This window comes from Embleya sp. NPDC050154, assembly GCF_044460165.1.
Taxonomy (GTDB): Bacteria; Actinomycetota; Actinomycetes; order Streptomycetales; family Streptomycetaceae; genus Embleya.
Genome location: NZ_JBITJP010000033.1, coordinates 24,448 through 39,760, shown reverse-complemented (window position 1 = coordinate 39,760; position 15,313 = coordinate 24,448). Strand labels below are relative to the sequence as shown.

At 69.7% G+C, this 15,313-nt stretch carries 15 protein-coding genes; 3 read left to right on the top strand and 12 right to left on the bottom strand.

What is annotated here, in order from left to right; translation table 11 throughout:
• Positions 1-304 precede the first annotated feature (304 nt).
• Positions 305-985: a GntR family transcriptional regulator gene (locus tag ACIBSV_RS43700; RefSeq protein ID WP_395873057.1), complete on the bottom strand. Its 681-nt coding sequence runs from the start codon at positions 983-985 to the stop codon at positions 305-307.
• A 118-nt stretch (positions 986-1,103) separates the two neighbouring features.
• Here ACIBSV_RS43700 and ACIBSV_RS43695 point away from each other — a divergent pair, with 118 nt between their 5' ends.
• Positions 1,104-1,640 (top strand): YbhB/YbcL family Raf kinase inhibitor-like protein, encoded by a 537-nt coding sequence (locus ACIBSV_RS43695; protein ID WP_395873056.1) that lies wholly within the window; start codon positions 1,104-1,106, stop codon positions 1,638-1,640.
• Between the two features lie 372 nt (positions 1,641-2,012).
• A complete protein-coding gene (locus ACIBSV_RS43690; protein WP_395873133.1) occupies positions 2,013-2,402 on the top strand; it encodes a fumarylacetoacetate hydrolase family protein in 390 nt (129 codons plus the stop codon).
• Positions 2,403-2,576: 174 nt separating this feature from the next.
• On the opposite strand, the gene ACIBSV_RS43685 is transcribed toward ACIBSV_RS43690, so the two are convergent.
• The 6 genes from ACIBSV_RS43685 to ACIBSV_RS43660 all read right to left on the bottom strand — a co-directional run bounded on the left by ACIBSV_RS43685 (position 2,577) and on the right by ACIBSV_RS43660 (position 8,480).
• On the bottom strand, positions 2,577-4,040 hold the full coding sequence (locus ACIBSV_RS43685; protein ID WP_395873055.1) for a hypothetical protein: 1,464 nt from the start codon (positions 4,038-4,040) through the stop codon (positions 2,577-2,579).
• Between the two features lie 755 nt (positions 4,041-4,795).
• Positions 4,796-5,635 (bottom strand): alpha/beta fold hydrolase, encoded by an 840-nt coding sequence (locus ACIBSV_RS43680; RefSeq protein ID WP_395873054.1) that lies wholly within the window; start codon positions 5,633-5,635, stop codon positions 4,796-4,798.
• Positions 5,636-5,820: 185 nt separating this feature from the next.
• Positions 5,821-6,066 (bottom strand): hypothetical protein, encoded by a 246-nt coding sequence (locus ACIBSV_RS43675; protein WP_395873053.1) that lies wholly within the window; start codon positions 6,064-6,066, stop codon positions 5,821-5,823.
• A 265-nt stretch (positions 6,067-6,331) separates the two neighbouring features.
• A complete protein-coding gene (locus ACIBSV_RS43670) occupies positions 6,332-6,529 on the bottom strand; it encodes a hypothetical protein (RefSeq protein ID WP_395873052.1) in 198 nt (65 codons plus the stop codon).
• 71 nt (positions 6,530-6,600) lie between these two features.
• Positions 6,601-7,560 carry a TIGR03620 family F420-dependent LLM class oxidoreductase gene (locus tag ACIBSV_RS43665; RefSeq protein WP_395873051.1) on the bottom strand — a complete coding sequence of 320 codons (960 nt, stop codon included), beginning with the start codon at positions 7,558-7,560 and terminating at the stop codon, positions 6,601-6,603.
• Positions 7,557-8,480 carry an NmrA/HSCARG family protein gene (locus ACIBSV_RS43660; protein WP_395873050.1) on the bottom strand — a complete coding sequence of 308 codons (924 nt, stop codon included), beginning with the start codon at positions 8,478-8,480 and terminating at the stop codon, positions 7,557-7,559. The genes ACIBSV_RS43665 and ACIBSV_RS43660 overlap by 4 nt, the downstream gene beginning before the upstream one ends.
• Positions 8,481-8,603: 123 nt before the next feature.
• On the opposite strand from ACIBSV_RS43660, the gene ACIBSV_RS43655 reads away from it, so the two are divergent.
• Positions 8,604-9,179 carry a TetR/AcrR family transcriptional regulator gene (locus ACIBSV_RS43655; RefSeq protein ID WP_395873049.1) on the top strand — a complete coding sequence of 192 codons (576 nt, stop codon included), beginning with the start codon at positions 8,604-8,606 and terminating at the stop codon, positions 9,177-9,179.
• A 560-nt stretch (positions 9,180-9,739) separates the two neighbouring features.
• Here ACIBSV_RS43655 and ACIBSV_RS43650 read toward each other — a convergent pair.
• From ACIBSV_RS43650 to ACIBSV_RS43630, 5 genes are all read right to left on the bottom strand, one after another.
• On the bottom strand, positions 9,740-10,531 hold the full coding sequence (locus ACIBSV_RS43650) for an ABC transporter permease (RefSeq protein ID WP_395873048.1): 792 nt from the start codon (positions 10,529-10,531) through the stop codon (positions 9,740-9,742).
• Positions 10,528-11,532 carry an ATP-binding cassette domain-containing protein gene (locus ACIBSV_RS43645; RefSeq protein ID WP_395873047.1) on the bottom strand — a complete coding sequence of 335 codons (1,005 nt, stop codon included), beginning with the start codon at positions 11,530-11,532 and terminating at the stop codon, positions 10,528-10,530. The genes ACIBSV_RS43650 and ACIBSV_RS43645 overlap by 4 nt, the downstream gene beginning before the upstream one ends.
• Positions 11,533-11,580: 48 nt before the next feature.
• Complete coding sequence (locus ACIBSV_RS43640) at positions 11,581-12,423, bottom strand: DUF4097 family beta strand repeat-containing protein (protein WP_395873046.1); 843 nt, start codon at positions 12,421-12,423, stop codon at positions 11,581-11,583.
• A gap of 116 nt (positions 12,424-12,539) precedes the next feature.
• Positions 12,540-13,046, bottom strand: coding sequence for a hypothetical protein (locus ACIBSV_RS43635; protein WP_395873045.1), 507 nt, complete (start codon positions 13,044-13,046; stop codon positions 12,540-12,542).
• A 1,233-nt stretch (positions 13,047-14,279) separates the two neighbouring features.
• The gene (locus tag ACIBSV_RS43630; RefSeq protein ID WP_395873044.1) at positions 14,280-15,239 is read right to left on the bottom strand and encodes an RNA polymerase sigma-70 factor; all 960 of its coding nucleotides are present in this window, start codon (positions 15,237-15,239) and stop codon (positions 14,280-14,282) included.
• Between the last annotated feature and the right edge of the window lie 74 nt (positions 15,240-15,313).

Genomic DNA, 15,313 nt, shown 5'->3' with positions numbered 1-15,313 from the left:
AACACGCGCGGCCGAGTCGAGGTCGGTTGTCGCCTCGATCAGCGCCCCCAGGCCGGGTCCGGCCCCGATCGCGCCTCGGCCCGGAGCACGCGGTGGCGGCCGGCGGCGATGCCGGCGGGGACCTGCGCCCGGACAACGCCCGTCGTCGCGTCCCCGGCATCGCGGCCCGCCGCTGCATCCCCTGGTGGGCCGGAAGGGCCCGCGCGGCGGACAGTGGTCTGGGGCCTTGCCCCGCGCGCCGTGCTTCGTGGATCGGGAGGCCGGTCGTGGGATCGACGCGTAACGCTTGGGGAGTCGGCTGGGATCACGGGTGGGGTTCGGTGTCCAGGATCATGCCTGATGTGGCGCCGATCAGGCTGCGGAGGATGGTGTCGGCACGTTCGCTGTCGCGGTCCATGACCGCGTCGAGCAGGTCGCGGTGTTCCTTGTGGACCGCCTGTTCGGTCCAGTGGCGCGCGTCTTCCGGCGTGGGGCGGCACCACCGCCGGTAGAGCTCGGCCTCTTCCCTCAGCGAGGAGGCCAGGTCGCGCAGGCGGGGATTGGCGCAGCCGGCCAGGAGCGCGGTGTGGAAGTCCGTGTGGGCGATCAGCCAGTCCGCGGTGGGCTGGTCGCCGTCACCGCGTGGGGTCTGTTCGAACGTGTGGTGGGCGGCCAGCACCTGGGCGTGCCACGCGAGGTCACCCTCGCTGATCGCGCGGCTCAGGGCGAGGGATTCGATCTCGGTGCGTACGTCGGTCAGGGCGGCCAGCCCGCGGGCGGTCACGTCGGTGACCTGGAAACCGTGGTGTGCCTCGGAGCTGACCAGGTTCCTGGCGACCAGCCTGAGCAGGGCCTCGCGTACGGCGCCGGTGCTCACCCCGTAGCGCTCACTGAGCTCGGGGAACTTCAGCCGTTGGCCGGGCCTGAGCCGGCCGCTCAGGATGTCGGCCCGGATGCGGTCGTGTACCGCCTCGCTGCGGGTCTGCCGCCCGGCTTCTCTCACCACGCGACGGATCCTACAACATTCGACAGATGGCAGAACTTTTAAAAGTATGTTTGACTATTGAAAGTCAGCAGCCACTTCGATCGAGAAGCACCCCGATCGAGATCCGATGGGAGACCCGATGACCGGCCCGTACGACACCCTGCCCGCCGTTCCCGACTTCGCGGTCACAAGCGCGGACGTCACCGACGGAGCGCCGTTCTCACCGGCGCAGTTCGCCGCCATGAGTGGCGTTGCCGGCGCCGAGGACCGATCCCCGCAGTTGTCGTGGAGCGGATTCCCGCCCGCCACCCGCAGCTTCGTCGTCACGATGTACGACCCCGACGCCCCGACCCCGTCCGGCTTCTGGCACTGGGCGGTGGCCGACATCCCCGCCGATGCGACATCCCTCGACGCCGGCGCGGGCGCGCTCGGCGACGGCGGACTTCCCGATGGCGCCTTCCACATCGCGAACGACGTACGCGCGACCGCCTACGTCGGCGCCGCACCCCCGCCGGGAACCGGCAAGCACCACTACCACATCGCCATCAACGCACTCGACGTACCGTCCGTGAGGGCCCTCGGCGTCACCCCGGAGTCGACCCCGGCCGCCCTCGGCTTCCTCACCGTCGGGCACACGATCGCCCGAGCCGTCCTGGTGCCGTGGGCGGGCGAATGAGGGCGGGGACCTGATGGGGTGAGCCGACGCCCTGGTCCGGGACGAACGCGGACATGAGCCGGCGCCCGCCGGCGCTACATCATCGGTCGCGTCCGTCGCCCGGGTATCCGCGTAATCCGGGATTCCACGTACTCCGCACCGAGCCGGGAGCCGGCCACGTTCGCGGCGCTCGAATCGGAGCACAAGCGATCGATTGCCGCCCCGCAGGCCGCGCAGCCCTGCCCGGGAACGGTCGGCACGGGTATCGGCACAGCGCTGTTCCACCACTTCAACCCCGAGTGCCGGCACGGCCCGGTGATCCCCGCCATGTGAGCCGTCACCACGTACGCCGTCACCACGCCGAGTACTGCGCTCGCAGCCGGGCCGCTATCGATCCCACGGCGACTGCGGCTGCTCCCAAGCACCACCCAGTGGACGCTTGGCAAGAACGCCGACAGGAGCGGACCGATCGGACCGGTCCTCGTGACCGCCGACGAGATCGACGACCCGCACAACCTCGACCTCTGCACACGGGTGAACGGCGAGCTTCGGCAGAAGGCGAACACCTCCGAGATGCTGCACAACATTCCCCGCATCATCGCCTACATCAGCGACACCGTGACCCTGCTCCCCGGCGATGTGCTCGCGACCGGCACCATGGCCGGTGTCGGCGTGGCCATGACCCCGCCGCAGTTCCTCCGCCCCGGAGACGTCGTCGAGGTCGAAATCGAATCCATCGGCGTGCTTCGCACTCCCATCGTCGGACCTGACGAATACCGGTAGCGGTCGGGCGGCGAATATCGGCAGCGCGCACCGAGCCCGGCGCCGATGTGGAGCACCGCCCCGCCCCGGGGAGAGGATCGAACAGCAATCCGAGCGCCGAGCCAAGGCTTTGAGCCGTCGCATACGGGTGGACCAGGCGGCCCCCACCAGTCGTGCGCGCCATCCGGATCCGGCTCACCCCAACCCGCGTGGGGACCTCCCGGAGTCCTTGGACCGACTGCGGTCATCCCCCTTCCCGACACCCGCCGGAGGCGATGCCGCTGTATTCACCACGCCCGAGCCCACACGCGGCACTGCCTCACTCGCGGGACCGAGCACCGACGCCAACTTGCCGCCGAGCACGATGTGATGGCGATGTGGGGTCACCGGGACCGCAGGGCCGTGTGCTCCTGCCACTGCCACGGCGCCGGCGCCGGCGCCGGCGCGCAGCGTGCGGGTCGCGGGTCCGACACTCGACCCCGAATCCGGCGCAGCGGTAACTCGCTGTCCGAACGCGTTCGTTCTGTGCGTCGGCTTGGTTGTGCCGGGTGGAGTCGAAAGGGAAAGCGGTTGTCGGGGGCGTGACTGCACGACCGCGGGAGTGGGAGTGTGCCGGCCCCGACGAAACAGCGACCGGAGTCCTCGGCGCGGGGTGGCTTGCGCACGGGCTTGTCTGGCCTGTCTCGCTTGTTCGGCGAGGGCGCGGGCGTTCTCGATCTCGCGACGGCGAGCCACCAGGTTCGTGGTTTCCAGACCGGTTACCTCGTCGAGGTGGTGGCGCAGATGGTTGAACGTGACGACCAGCCCCGGGGCTGCGGCGATCTCCGCGGCGATGGACGGCCCCAGGCCCGCCACCATGAGGCTGGCGTCCCCTGCTTGATCACCGGCGATGTAGACCTTGGCTTTCGCCACCGCGTAGGTCTCCTCTTTGCCCGTTGCGGCGTAGGGGCTGATCTGTTCGGCGATCGCCTTGTCGTCCAATAGACGTAGCCGGGGGAATCGCGCGAAGGCCGGGTGCTGGGCTGTCCGACGCGACGAGGTGTTTTTGAACCGCGGTTTGGCTCTGCGAGCGGCCTTCCTGTCTGCCTTGAGGATGGTGGGCATGAACGAGTGATTCTCGCCGCCGAATCTGTACGCCTCGATATGGGACAGTTCGTGCAGTACGTGCGTGATCGCCGCGTATTCGGGCGAATCGTCAATGACGTGCTCGATACCCCCGACGACTCCCTCTGCCAGCCGATCCCGGTAGCCCTCGCCTCTGAAATTCGTCGCATGCAGGAGGACCGCCCCGGCCGGATTCGCGTGAGCCGCGTACAGGTCGTTGCCCCAGTCGGTGTCCTTGATTCCGAGGTAGCCGAGGTTGTCGTGTCCCGGGTGCAGTCCGGACCAGTGTCCGGCGGCCATGGCGACGAATTTGGCGATGTACAGGTCCGCACCGGTTATATCGACAACGACCTCCCCGACATCCTGGCCGAACTTGGTGTGCAGCAGGTCCCCCACCTCGGCTACGGAACGTGCGGCCAGCACCTGGCGGTAGAACGGATCGTCAGGTGTGATCCCACGAGGAGCCCGGAACGGGGTCGGCCGGGAGTCCTTTGCAACGCCGACGCCGACTCCTACCGCCTTGAGGATGGGGTCCTCGGCACGGTAATTCTTCAAATATGGCTTCACCCGAGGGCCCTTCGCCGCGACACCACCGGCAACCCCGAATCGTGTAGTCCGCTCCCTTGGCCGAAGAGAGGTCCGAACAAGCTCCAACGCGGCCATGAACTCACCGAGTCGTCCCGCCCACGCCCTGACTTCGCTTCCTCGCGCCCATCACCCGATCACCATGCGACGACACCTTCAAGCCGGTGTGCTCCGGCCGGCGCCCATCGTATGTCTGTTGCGCGGCAGATCTGTTCGAAGTGCGGGCCGACAACCTTGCTGAGGAAGGTGGCCTGGGATCGGGCCCAGATCTCGTCGGCGCGGCCGGGGCGTTCCAAGCCGCCGGTCCGGTCCCCTCGCACAACCGGTGCTGCGGCGGGGCGTTGAAGGGGGGTGAGGTATGGATGCCGGTAAGGGCCTCCACGAAGTGGGCTTGCCTGTGTTCAGTTGTGCCCTTCCGGCCCCACCCCCCATGACCGCGGACCTCGAAGGTGCTCTGACCGGCCTCAATCAACGCGGAGACCCTATCCTGCGCCTCCGACACGGGCGTTGCCGTGATCGACGCAGCAACCCGCCTCGCTCTCGCCCATGGTGGCTCCGCACACGAAGCGCGTGGCGTCGGTCGTTGAGGCTCCGGCTCACTCGACGAGTGCCACGTCGGGCATGACCGGCGCGTCACGGGATCCGCAACAGTGGCCCCACCGTGCCAGGCCGCTCGACCCGAACCGTGAAGCCGTGGGCCCGGGTTCCGTGACTCGTAGGCGGCGTCAACGTTCGAGCATCGCCGCCGCAAGCTTGTCGGCCGCCGTGTCGGGGATGACGGTGCCCATCTTGTCGAGGACGAGCAGGCGTGCTCCGGGGATTGCCGTGGCGAGTGCCTCGCCGTTGCCCACAGGGAAGAACGGGTCGACCCGTCCGTGCACGACGAGGGTCGGAAGTGCGAGGTCGCCCAGGCGCTCGCGCCAGCGCGGCGCGCAGTCGAGGCGGGCGAACACCATCGCGAGCTGATTCGCCTGCTGTACCGCCGGTTCGGTCGAGGGCGTGCGATCCCAGATCCGGGCCGCGGTCCTGCGTACCTGTTCCGGGTCGTTGCCAAGGAACTCCGCGCCTTCGGCGACGTATGCCGCGACCGCCGTCCGGTCGCTCCAGTCGGGCATGGGACGGGAGAACAACGCCTGTATCGTCGCCGCGTGGTGGTCCGGCAGGTCGTCGTCGACGGGGCCGGGCGCGACCGGCCGCGTGCCCACCAGGGTCAGCGCCGAGAACGCGTCCGGATGGTCGAGCGCGGCGACCTGGGCAACCATTCCGCCGACGCCGATTCCGGCGAGGTGGGCCGTCGTGGCGCCGAGGGCACCGACCAGCGCGGCGGCGTCGGCGGCGAGATCGCGCAGGTTGTACGCCGGCGCCTCCGGGTCGACGGTCGTCGAGGCTCCGCAGTCGCGCAGGTCGTAGCGGACCACCCGTCGTCCACCCGCCGCAAGCCGCTCGCACAGCGCATCCGGCCACGAGAGCATGGTGGTTGCGCCGACCAGGAGGACGAGCGGATCGGTGTCGCGACCAAAGCTCTCGATGCCGAGTTCGACGCCGTTCGCCCGCTGTGAGGTCATGCGTGATCGTACCAACGCACGCGCGCCGAGGCCGGGAACACGCGCGCAGGGTGATCCTCCGACGCCTCGCTCCGCTCCCGGGACGCCGTCGTCGACGGTGCTTGCTCCTCCGGGCGTCGAGGGACGCATTCAAGGCGCCCGTCGAACCTCTGTGCAAGCGTGTCCTGCTCGTCGGATGACACGGGTCAGTCCTCGTCGTCGAGCAGCCCGAATCCGTCGGGGAACTGCTCGATGAACTCGCGGCGAGACGGATCAGACTCCGCATCGGCCATCTCGGCGATCAGATCGAGCAATTCGGCGCGTTGGCCCGCCGACAGTTGACCGAGCAGATGTCCCACGCCCTCAAGCAACTTCACGGCATCGTCCAAATTCATTTGCTCGTCGTCGCTGCTTTCCACGAACCGGACGACGTCGATCAGCGCCTCGGCCACGGCACGAGTCAAGGACGGGTACACGGACATCCCACCGGCTCCATCGGATAGAAGCGACATGCTGAGGCCAGACGACCACACACATCCGACATCACACTTCGTGAAGCCCACTGAACTTGAGCCACGGAACCTGAGCCACGGAACCTGAGCCTGAGCGCGAGAACGGACGGCGCCTCGCCCGATGCCTGCGGGGTCGGGCGAGGTGAGCCTGTCGGTGTGGTCGCCGGCAGGGGCTATTGTTGTAGGGGCAGTTCGGCGGTGGGGGTCAGTGCAGCCGGGTGGTGGTGTATGCCTGGATGGCGTCCCGCTGGTATGCCGCCAGGAATGGTGCGCTTGCCTCGGATGCGTATGCGGCGTGCCAGGCGTCGTTGGCCACGCAGGTGCGGCCCATGGTGCGGTACTCCTCGGCGGACACGGGCCGCAGTTCGGACGCCCGCTGCCGCGCCTTGATCGCGCCGTACAAGTCTCCTGGCCACCGTTCTTCAGGGTTCGGTACGCGCGCCGCCGTCCGGGTTCGTGCGCGGTCGTGCCGCGTCAGACGGGTAGGTGCTTCGCCAGTTGCTCCCACTGCCGTATGGGCGGGGAGCCGGGGGTGGACGTTACGAGGTGGAGGCTGACGTGGTCGGCTCCGGCGTCGAGGTGTGCCTGGACGCGGTGGGCGATGTCCCCGGCGCGGCCGTGGGCGACCAAGGCGTCGACGAGCCGGTTGTCGAGGGCTTCCGGATTCTCGTGTCCGAGTCCGCGCAAAAGTTGGTGACGGTTCGGCAGTGCGTCCGCGGCGGTGGCGCGGGCCAGGTCGGCGGTGGCCGCTTGGTCGTCGCCCAGTACGCACAGTTGGGTGATGGCCAGGAGGCCGTCGTCCCCGAGGATGGTTCTTGCGGTGTGGGTGTACTCGACGGGCATGCCCAACACCGTTGCGCCCCGGGCGCGTTCGGCGGCGAGGGCGAGCATGTCGGGGTCCAGGGCGGCGAGTACGCGGTTCGGTGAGGTCGCGGTGTCGGGCGGCCCGAACGGGGCGATGTCCAGCGCGTCGAGGTAGGAGCGCATGGTGGCCAGGGGCGGGCCGAAGCGGTGGCCGCGAATGTCCTGGGCCAGGCTGGGGTGACTGTCCCACATGCCGAGCAGGAACCGTCCGGGAAACGCCTCGTCCAGGGTGCGCTGCCCGGCGGCGGTTGTGATCGGGTCGCGGGCGTAGATGTCGGTCATGCCGGTGGCCACGGTGATGTGCCGGGTGGTCGCCAGGAGGATCGCGGCCTGGGCCATGGCCTCCCGTCCCGTGGTCTCGGGGAACCAGAGCGTGCCGAAGCCGAGTTCCTCGATCGCGGCGGCGGCCGTACGGATCTCGGGTGCGCGAAGACGATCGAAGTCCCCTGCCCAGATCCCGACGCGTCCGAGGCCGTGGGTGTGGCGGTGGCCGTGGGTATGGCCGAGGCCGTGGGTATGGCCGAGGCCGTGGGTGTCACCGTTGATGCGGATGTGCGTGCGGGTGCTCATGCGTCCTGTCCGGCCGTGCGCTCGGCGTCGAGGAATGCGGCGATCCGGGCTGCGCCGGTGCTCTCCAGCCACGTGCGGAAGTCCGTCACGCCCGGGTGGATCCTCCGGGTGGCGGGAATGTCCGCGCGGTAGCCGCGTTCGTTGAGCCATTCGTTGGCGTAGGCGAAGTCTTCGCTCAGGGCCCGGATCGCGTCGATCGGAATCTGTATGTAGGGAAGCGGTATGCCGAGTGCTTTCCCGATGGCCGCGGCGATCTCAACCGGGGTGAGTTCGTCTCCCGCGAGGGAGACCGCTCGGCCGATCCATTCCTTCGGTCGGGAGAACGCCAGTGCGGTGACGGCGCCGACGTCGTCGACGGCGATGATCTGCTGGGAGACGTCGGGGGCGAGCCCGGTGGACAGATTCCCGTTCCGCAGCGCGTAGCCGCCGGTGAAGTTATCCATGAAGGACACCGGCCTCAGGATCGTCGCGGGCAGCCCCAGTGCCGCGATGTGCTGCTCGATCCGCCACTTGGCGACCAGGTTCACCGGAAGCTTCTCCTCGCGGTGTCGGTCCGCTCCGGCGACCGAGGTGAAGACGAAGTGCCCGATACCCGCGGCCCGCGCCGCCTCGGCAACGTTGATGCCCCAGGTCACCTCGTCCTCGGCGGTGAAGTCCGGTGCGGTGCCCGGCGATCCGACGGTGGGCTGGACGCTGAACAGGCCCCAGGCGCCCTCGGCCGCAGCGGCCAGGGAGTCGACGTCCTCCATCCGCGCCCGCACTACCTGCGCGCCTGCCTGTGCCAGGGCGGCGGCCTGCACCCCGTTCGGATCACGTGTCAGTGCACGCACGTGCCGGCCGTCGCGGAGCAGGTGATGTACGACAGCCCTGCCCTGCAAGCCGGTTGCTCCCACAACCACGACGGTCTTCTGCGTCGGCATCACGTTTGTTTTCTCCATCGTTTCCGTGCGGAAGGGAGCCACGCCATAAGTGGGGTGGCCCTCCATTTCTTGTTCGCTACGATATGGAGGACCACCCCACTTTTCAAGCCGTCAGGAGTGCCCGTGCCCAAGGACGCCGCCCCGCCCGGCCGACCGATGCGCGCGGACGCCCGCCGCAACGTCGAGAAGCTCGTGGCCGCCGCCGGGGCCCTGATCGCCGAGTACGGCGCCGACGCCTCACTGGAGGAGGTCGCCCGCCGCGCGGGAGTCGGATCGGCCACGTTGCACCGCCACTTCCCCTCCCGGCAGGCACTCCTGGAGGCGGTCTTCAAGGACCGGGTGGAAGCCCTGTGTGCGAGGGCGCGCGATCTGCTCGCCGAACCCGACCCGGGCCAGGCGTTGTCCACCTGGCTGCACGCCGTCGGTGCACATGCCGTAGCCAACCGGGGCCTGGGGGCGTCGCTGATGCGCGACGGGGATCCGGGGCTGGGCGAGACCTGCCACGACATGATCACCAAGGCGGGTGGCGCGCTCCTTGTACGGGCCCAGGCGGCGGGCGCCGTGCGGCCTGGCATCACCATCACGCGGTTGCTGAAGCTCGTCGGCGCCATCGCGCTGGCTACCGAGCAGGATGTCGACGGTCCGGTCGAGGCCGATCTCCTGCTTGCGATCGCCATCGACGGAGTACGTGTGCGCTGACCCCGGCTCGCACGCACGGGAGCTTGCGCCGGCAAGGTCGGAACCCGGAATCCGGCGGGCGGCTTCGGGGCGGCTGTTCGTCGTACCGAGGTGCCGCCGCCCTCGCGCGTGGGACGCATCTCCGCGCCCGTGAGGCGGGGGCGCCGGCGTAGCGCCGGCACCGAGCGCGCCAGACCCCGAGCGAGGGCATCCTCCACCCTTCGGAGAACTGCATCCGTCAGCGCCGTACGCGGTGAGCGGCTCGCGACCCGCGGCTCGGAGCACGGCGGGGTCGCGCCGGTCAGGCCACCAGCAGTTCTGCGACGTCGTGTCCGCGGATGTCGCCCCGTATCGCCCCACCCCGCCGCGCCACGCCGCACCCCACCCTGCCCACCCCACCCCGCTCGAACGGACCCCGACACAGTCCGAATTCCAACGCTCGATGTCCGCAGTCCGAGCCCGAGCCCGGCCCCGACGAACAACCGGAAACACAACGGGGGCGGCGCACGCCGACGTGGTGTCGGTGTACGCCGCCCCGAGTGGGACAAGTTGCGGAAGACGGCCCGCGGGTTCGTCCCGGACTACCTCGGGTCGCGGTTGAAGACCGCCTTGGACCAGACGTAGCCGAGCGCGGAGAGGGCCAGACACCAGGCGACCGCGAGCCATCCGTTGTGCCCGATCTCGGTGCCGAGCAGCAGGCCGCGCAGGGTCTCGATGGCCGGGGTGAACGGCTGGTACTCGGCGATCGGCTGGAACCAGCCCGGCATCGCGTCGATCGGGACGAAGGCGCTCGAGATGAGCGGCAGGACGATCAGCGGCAGCGCGTTGTTGCTGGCCGCCTCGGCGTTGGGGCTGACCATGCCCATCCCGACCGCGACCCAGGTGAGCGCCAAGGCGACCAGTGCCATCAGGCCGAACGCCGCGAGCCATTCCAGGGCCGTGGCGTCGGTGGACCGGAAGCCGATGGCCACGGCGACGAGACCCACCAGGAACACGCTGGCGATCGACTGCAGGACGCTGCCGATGACGTGCCCGATGAGTACGGACCCGCGGTGGATCGCCATCGTGCGGAAGCGGGCGATGATGCCCTCGGTCATGTCCATGGACACGGACACCGCGGTCCCGACCACGGTGCCTCCGATGGTCATCATCAGGATGCCGGGGACGACGTAGGCGATGTACTCGGAGCGGTCGCCTCCGCCGTCGCCCATGCCCGCGCTCATCGTGTCGCCGAAGATGTAGACGAAGAGCAGCAGCAGGATGACCGGCGTGAGCAGCAGGTTCAGGGTGAGGGACGGGTAACGCCGCGCGTGCAGCAGGTTGCGGCGCAGCATCGTGGACGAGTCGCGTACGGCGAGGGAGAGGGAGCTCATCGGACAGCCTCCTTCGGCTGGTCGGTGCCGCCGGTGAGGGCGAAGAAGACGTCGTCGAGGTCGGGGGTGTGCACGGTGAGTTCGTCGGCTTCGATGGCCTCCGCGTCGAGTAGGTCGAGGATGGAACGCAGTTCGCGTTGGCTGCCGTCGCTGGGGATTTGCAGGGACAGCGTCTCGTCGTCGCAGGTGACGCCGTGCAGGGCGGCGGCGGCGCGTTCGTACGCGCGTGGGTCGGTGAATCGGAGCCGGACGTGTCCGCCGGGGATCATCCGCTTGAGTTCCTCGGCGGTGCCCTCGGCGGCGATCTTTCCGTCGTGGAGCACGGCGATGCGGTCGGCGAGTTCGTCGGCCTCGTCGAGGTATTGGGTGGTGAGGAGGACGGTGACGCCGTCGGAGACGAGTTCGCGGATGATGCCCCACATGTTGTGGCGGCTGCGCGGGTCCAGGCCGGTGGTGGGCTCGTCGAGGAAGATGATCCGCGGGTTGCCGACCAGGGTCATGGCGATGTCCAGGCGGCGCTTCATGCCGCCGGAGTAGGTCGAGGCGGGCTTCCTCGCGGCCTCCACCAGATCGAACCGCTCGAGCAACTCGGCGGCGACCCGCCGGCCCTCGCGCTTGGACAGGTGGTGCAGGTCGGCCATGAGGAGCATGTTCTCCTCGCCGGTGATCAGCCCGTCGACGGCGGAGAACTGCCCGGTGACGCCGATCGCCGCCCGCACACCGTTCGGTGACGCGGCGACGTCGTGACCCGCGACCTGGGCCTGTCCGCCGTCGGCGCCGATGAGCGTGGACAGGATCTTCACCGCGGTGGTCTTGCCGGCGCCATTCGGCCCGAGCAGCGCGAACACCGACCCCGACGGGATGCGCAGGTCGATGCCGTCGAGCACGACCTTGTCGCCGTACGACTTGCGCAGATCGGTGGCGGAGACGGCGGCCGGCGACGCGTGACCGTTGGCCCGCCTGGACGTGGGCAGCGTGGGAGAAGGCACGGGGCCCTCCATTCGAAGGCTGAAGTGGGCGGGGAATGGGGCCGATCGAGGATGCGGTGCTCAGACCCGGGCGCGGCGTACGTCGATGTTGCCGTGGCGGGTGCGGGCGCGGATCTTGACGGCGTCTTCGGTCTTTTCCGGGGTGTCGGACGCGGCGAGGGTGTTGCGTACCTGGCCGGAGTTGGAGCTGACGTCGAGCCAGGCGGCCGTACCCTCGCGGACGCCGACCTCGATGGCGCCGTGCGAGGTCTCCAACTGGACTGTGCCGGAGGCTACTTCGCCCACTCGCAGAGTGCCGTGGGCAGTGGTGGCGGTGACCGAGTCCTCGGCGCGCCGGATCTCGATGTCGCCGTTGGCGCCACTCACCCGCAGCTCGCCGGTCGCGGCGTCGACCGTCGTGGTGCCGTGCGAGTTCTTCAGTACGGCGGGGCCGTCGACGACGCCGACGCGCAGGCTTCCGGAGCTGGTGGTGATCTCGGCCATGCCCTCGACCCGGTCCACGGTGATCGAGCCGTGCGACGCGATCAGGTTCAGCGGGCCGGTCGTGTCGAGCCGGACGTCGCCGGAGGAGGTCTTCACGCGGACCTCGCCGAGCCGTCCCTCGCCGAGTACCTGGGTCCAGGATCCGGTCATGTCGATGCGCGAGCCGGCGGGCAGTTCGACCTTCACGTCGACGGTGCCGGTGCGGCCGAACAGGCTGGACTTGGGCGTGCTGATGGTCAATGCGCCGTTCGCGAACGTCACCTCGGTCTGCTCGGTCGCCCGTGCGTCCTGCTCCCGCTTCGGGTCGCGGGGCCGGACCTCGACCACGGTGTCGAGGCGGTCGCCTGCGGTGAATTGGATGGAACCGGCCTCCACGTGTGCGGTGATCGAGATCGGTTCGGGAGTGTCGAAAGAAGGCATGGCTGTCTCGTCCTCTCGGGTCTTCAGGACGTCCCCGCTGGTAGGACGTGCTGGAGGTGAAGTGGTGGGGGCGAAGCGGTGGAGGTGAAGTGCTGCTGTGGGCCGGGCCGTTGCGGCTAGCGCACCCAGCCGTTGAAGCTCTGTCCGATGTTCTGGGTCTTCTCCGTCGTACGTGGCCGCGCGCCGTCGACCGCGGCCGACACGGCCCGTACCAGCCACGCGTTGACCGACAGGCCCTCGCGACTCGCGGCCTCCTCGACCCTCGCCTTCAGGTGGGCCGGCAGACGCAGGTTGACGCGGGCGGCGGCGCCCTCGTCGCCGTCGGTGGGCGCACGAGCCCTGAACGGTTCGACCGGCTCCGCGGCGGCGCCACCGTCGGCGGGCGGCGGCGTCACCACGAAGTCCGGGTCCAGTCCGCGCAGCCGTATGTCGACCGACCCGGGGGCGAGCTCGCGAGTGATCTCGTCCATCGCGGCGGAGAGCACGTTGAGCATGGTCAGACGAGTCGCCGACTCCAGCGGAGCGATAAGCCGCTCGGCCAGTTCGCGGGCATCTTCGCCGCCGGCTTCGGCGGCCACCGCAAGTTCGCGGCGGAGGGTGTCGACGTACGGTGCGAGGTCCATGACGTCATCATGGCAGCACAATGGCGCCATTTGCAAGCCCGGGTGGCGCCCCACCTGGAACCAGGCTACGAACGGCCTCTCTACCTGCGAAAACGTGAAGAAGGAGGCCCAAGCCGCAGTGGCGCCTTGCGCACCCATGGGCCCCCTGGGGCAAGGAATGGCGCCGGATGGCGCCGAGGGGGTCACCATGACGTTCGGCGACACCAGATGGCGCCAGGGGGCGCCACAGGTGTCATGTGATGCCGGGGTTTGTCACATAAAGCGGCTCGCGCTCCCCTCGCGGGCTCTCGCTCCGCTTAACGGGCTCTCGCTTCACCTCGCGGGCGATCGCTGCGCCTTGCGGGCGATCGCTGCGCCTTGCGGGCTGTCGCCGGGCCGACTCAGCCGAGGCGGCACGATCGGGCCCGCCCTTCAGCGCCCGGCCCGCCACGTGTGGAGTCGCGATCGGCCGCCTCCCCACCGGGTCGATCCCCTCCGACGCCCGCAGCCAGAGCGCGGACCCGGCACGGCATTGCCGATCGCGCTGCCCGACTCGGCTCCTTGTCCGTCATCCGACAAGTCCCGGCCACCTCTCCCACCTCCGGAACGCCCGTATCAGGATCTTGGCCACGCTTCGGCCAAGGACCCGGGCTTCTCCAGCAAACGGCGCACCGACCGCCTCGGCCCGCGCGGGTCAAGCAGTGGCCGGAGCCCGCAGGGCGCCACGCATCGCCGACCCGGGACAGCCCCGGAAGACAGGCGCCCTCGCCCCGCACGCACCGATGCCATGACCTGGATCACGCCCCGGCTCGTGGCCGGCGCGACGGTTTTCGGCGACTACACGGGTCTTCATACCGACGCACCCGACCACGCCACGCGGAGCCCTTCATGCGCCACCCCGTCCCCGGCCCGGAGGCGACCAACGACGTCAAAGCGGTCATCTCGACGATCGCCGGTCTCCCCGGCCCCAACGTCTACGCGCAACCGGGCGACGGCTGCGAGCCGAACACCGGCTACGGGACCACGCCCGGCTCCTACGACCCGCACACGACCAGGAAATCGCTCCAGGACTTCCTGGGCCAAGTCGCCTACCAGCACGCCGACTCCACCTACCTGAACCCGCGTGCCGAAGTCGACCCAGGTGTCGACTCCGTCGAGAGCCGCCTGCCGCCCGGCACGCTCTCCTTCGGGCCCGCACGTTCGCACGGCCCGATCCATCGGCTTCCCCCGGACTGGCCCCGGATCGTTCCCGCCTCAACGGCTCAGCTCGGTCTCCTGCTCCAGGCGGGACAGCTTCTCGGGGTTGCGCACCGTGTACAGGCCGGTGATCAGGCCGGCCTCGACGCGCATTGCCATCACGCCGTGGATCTCTCCGGCGCGGCGCATGATGAGTCCGGGCCAACCGTTGATCTGGACCGGCTCGATCGATGTGCCTGCGGTGAATCTGGTCAGGCCGAAGGCCAGGTAGCGGGCCACGTCGTCGGCTCCCACGATCGGGCGCACCGCGGCGTGCCTGATTCCTCCGCCGTCGCTGAGGGCCACGACGTTCGGCGCGAGGATGTCGACGAGGTTTTGCAGGTCCCCGGTCTCGACCGCTCGTTGGAAGGCCTGGAGCGCGGCTCGGGTCTCGGCCGGGGAGATGACATCGCGTGGGCGGCGTGCCGCGACGTGCGCCCGTGCCCGGTGGGCGATCTGGCGGACCGCGGCGGGGCTCTTGCCGACGGCTTCGGCGATCTCGTCGTAGGCGACGTCGAACACCTCCCGCAGTACGAACACCGCCCGCTCGGTCGGCGTGAGCGTCTCCATCACCAGCAGCATCGCCATGGAGAGACTGTCGGCCAGTTCGATGTCCTCCGCCACGTCGGGCGTGGTCAGGAGCGGCTCGGGCAGCCAGGGGCCGACGTAGGTTTCCTTGCGGCGGTCGAGCGCACGCAGCCGGTCCAGCGCCAGCCGGGTGACGATCCGTACCAGGAACGCGCGCGGCTCGCGCACCACGGCCAGGTCGACCCCCGCCCAGCGCAACCAGGCCTCCTGCAGAACGTCCTCGGCGTCGGCGGCCGAGCCGAGCATCTCGTACGCGACGGTGAAAAGGAGGTTGCGGTGGGCCACGAACGCCTCGGTGGCCGCGGCCGAGTCCGCGCGACCGTCGCCGACGCGGGGCGGCTCGGTCGTCTCCGCCGCGCCCGCCTCTGGTTCCTCGCTGCTTGCGCTCATGCCTGGCTTCTCCCACCCGTTCGTTCCCATGCCGGTTCCCGTACCCGTACGCACAAGACGCCGGCCTCCACCGC

What these genes read in the sequence shown, in the direction of transcription:
- ACIBSV_RS43640 (WP_395873046.1), bottom strand. Translation starts at nt 12,423, where the DNA reads ATGCCTTCTTTCGACACTCCCGAACCGATCTCGATCACCGCACACGTG.
- ACIBSV_RS43635 (WP_395873045.1), bottom strand. Translation starts at nt 13,046, where the DNA reads ATGGACCTCGCACCGTACGTCGACACCCTCCGCCGCGAACTTGCGGTG.
- ACIBSV_RS43695 (WP_395873056.1), top strand. Translation starts at nt 1,104, where the DNA reads ATGACCGGCCCGTACGACACCCTGCCCGCCGTTCCCGACTTCGCGGTC.
- ACIBSV_RS43680 (WP_395873054.1), bottom strand. Translation starts at nt 5,635, where the DNA reads ATGACCTCACAGCGGGCGAACGGCGTCGAACTCGGCATCGAGAGCTTT.
- ACIBSV_RS43630 (WP_395873044.1), bottom strand. Translation starts at nt 15,239, where the DNA reads ATGAGCGCAAGCAGCGAGGAACCAGAGGCGGGCGCGGCGGAGACGACC.
- ACIBSV_RS43650 (WP_395873048.1), bottom strand. Translation starts at nt 10,531, where the DNA reads ATGAGCTCCCTCTCCCTCGCCGTACGCGACTCGTCCACGATGCTGCGC.
- ACIBSV_RS43665 (WP_395873051.1), bottom strand. Translation starts at nt 7,560, where the DNA reads ATGAGCACCCGCACGCACATCCGCATCAACGGTGACACCCACGGCCTC.
- ACIBSV_RS43660 (WP_395873050.1), bottom strand. Translation starts at nt 8,480, where the DNA reads ATGCCGACGCAGAAGACCGTCGTGGTTGTGGGAGCAACCGGCTTGCAG.
- ACIBSV_RS43645 (WP_395873047.1), bottom strand. Translation starts at nt 11,532, where the DNA reads ATGGAGGGCCCCGTGCCTTCTCCCACGCTGCCCACGTCCAGGCGGGCC.